The 2,311-nt window shown below is 65.4% G+C and carries 2 protein-coding genes; both read left to right on the top strand.

Annotation, left to right across the window (positions count from 1 at the left end; all coding sequences use genetic code 11):
- Positions 1-1,377 (top strand): IS21 family transposase (gene istA, locus PVW49_RS23575; RefSeq protein WP_274591789.1); only part of this gene is annotated, 1,377 nt, incomplete at its 5' end.
- On the top strand, positions 1,374-2,183 hold the full coding sequence (istB, locus tag PVW49_RS23570; protein ID WP_274563511.1) for an IS21-like element helper ATPase IstB: 810 nt from the start codon (positions 1,374-1,376) through the stop codon (positions 2,181-2,183). The genes istA and istB, both read left to right, overlap by 4 nt.
- Positions 2,184-2,311: the final 128 nt, after the last annotated feature.

Below are 2,311 nucleotides of genomic sequence, written 5' to 3'. Positions count from 1 at the left end.
CAAAAGAAGCCGCCGCGTGGCCGGCGTCGGCCGGACCCGCTGGCGGAGATCTTCGACGCAGAGGTTGTTCCGCTGTTGACGTCTTCTCCCGGTTTGCGGCCGGTTGCCATCTTTGAAGAGCTCCTGCGTCGGCACCCCGACCTGAGTCCGGGCATTCGGCGGACCCTGGAGCGGCGCATACGCGCCTGGCGGGCCGAACACGGCCCCGAGCAGGAAGTGATCTTTCGCCAAATCCACACGCCGGGCAGGATGGGCCTGTCGGATTTCACCGCGACCGGCAAGCTGTGCGTGACGGTTGCCGGGCAGCCGCTGGATCATCGGCTGTATCATTTTCGGCTGGCCTATTCCGGCTTCGAGCACGCCCATGTCGTGCTGGGGGGCGAAAGCTACGTGGCGCTGGCGGAAGGATTGCAGAACGCGCTCTGGTCGCTGGGCGGCGTCCCGCGGGAGCACCGGACCGACAGCCTTTCAGCGGCTTTCAAGAACCTCGATCGATCCGCCCAGGCCGATCTGACCGACCGCGTCGACGCGTTGTGCCGCCATTACGGGATGACGCCGTCGCGCAATACCAAGGGGGTGGCGCATGAGAACGGCGCCATCGAAAGCCCTCACGGCCATCTGAAGCGCGCCATCGAGGACGCGCTCATCATGCGCGGCTCCCGCGACTTCGAGACCCTGGGCGCCTATCGCGCCTTCATCGACGAGATCGTGGGCCGGATCAACGCCCGCAATGCCAAGCGCATCGACATCGAGCGCGCCAGCCTCAAACCTCTGCCTGACCGCCGGACCACGGATCACGAGGAAGTCACGGTGCGCGTCACATCTTCGGGCGGTTTTTTGCTGCGCAAGGTCTTCTACACCGTGCCTTCCCGGCTGATCGGGCATCAGCTGCGGGTCCGGCTCTACGATGACCGGCTCGAACTGTTTCTCGGCGCCACCTTCCTGCAGACGCTGCCCCGCGGACGCGCCACGCCCAGTGGCAGCCACGGACACGTGGTCAACTACCGGCACGTCATCCATTCGCTGCGCAGAAAGCCCATGGCGTTGATGGGGCTGGTCTATCGGGACCAGCTGTTTCCGCGCCGGGCCTTCCGAGACATGTTCGCGGCGCTGCTGGAACAGACCAGCGAGAAGACGGCCTGCCGGATGGCGGTCGATCTTCTGGCACTGGCCCATGACCGCGGCTGTGAAGCCGAACTGGCCGCCCAGCTCGACGAGGATCTGCGCCAGCGACGGCTGCCCGACATCCAGGCCCTGCGCGCGCTCTTTGCGCCGCCGCCCGAGACTCTGCCGGGGATCAGCGTGCAGCTGGCCGACCTGTCGTCCTACGACCGGCTGGTGGGTGATGTCACGATCACCGAGGAGGCGGCAGCATGACATCGCACGAGATCGATGCCGCCCGTCTCACCCTTGCCCTGAACGAGCTGCGTTTGCCCGCCATCAAGGTGCTCTGGCCTCGCTTCGCCGAACAGGCCGACAAGGAAGGCTGGCGCGCCGCCCGCCTGCTCAGCGCCCTGGTGGAACATGAATTGGCCGAACGCGACCGTCGCCGGATCGAGCGCCACCTCGCCCAGGCCCGCCTGTTGCCCGGCAAGACCCTTGAGACATTCGACTTCGCCGCCGTTCCCATGGTGTCCAAGGCGCATGTCAATGCCATCACCGCCGGCGACAGCTGGATCGGCAAGGGCGACAACATCCTGCTGTTCGGCCCGCCGGGGGTGGGCAAGTCGCATCTCAGTTCCGCCATCGGGTTGGCGCTGGTGGAAAATGGCTACCGCGTACTCTTCACCCGCACCACGGATCTGGTCCAGAAGCTCCAGCAGGCCCGCCGCGATCTCGCCCTCGAAAGCGCCATCGCCAAGCTCGACAAGTTCCACCTGCTGATCCTCGACGACATCGCCTATGTCACCAAGGACCAGTCTGAGACCAGCGTGCTCTTCGAGCTTATCAGCGCGCGCTACGAACGCCGCTCCATGCTGATCACCGCCAACCAGCCTTTCGGCGCCTGGGACACGATCTTCCCCGACCCGGCGATGACGCTGGCTGCCGTCGACCGGCTGGTCCACCACGCGACCATCTTCGAGATGAATGTGGAAAGCTATCGGCGCAAGGCTGCAGAAAGAGCCAAGGGACCCGGGCGGCCTCCACAAAAGGCGTCACCGGTGGACATGACCGCAGATTGACGCTCCGCGACAAGCCCGAGCGACAAACCCCTTGCCCGCGGCAACACAAACGGCCATCGTCCCTGTGTCGCGGCCAAGGATTCTCATCCTGATTGTCGCGCTGATCTCACCCTGATTGTCGCGCTATA

The organism is Marinovum sp. PR37 (genome assembly GCF_028807375.1).
Lineage (GTDB): Bacteria > Pseudomonadota > Alphaproteobacteria > Rhodobacterales > Rhodobacteraceae > Marinovum > Marinovum algicola.
The sequence above is the reverse complement of the archived record's forward strand: the minus strand, read 5'-3'. Positions and strand labels throughout refer to the sequence as shown.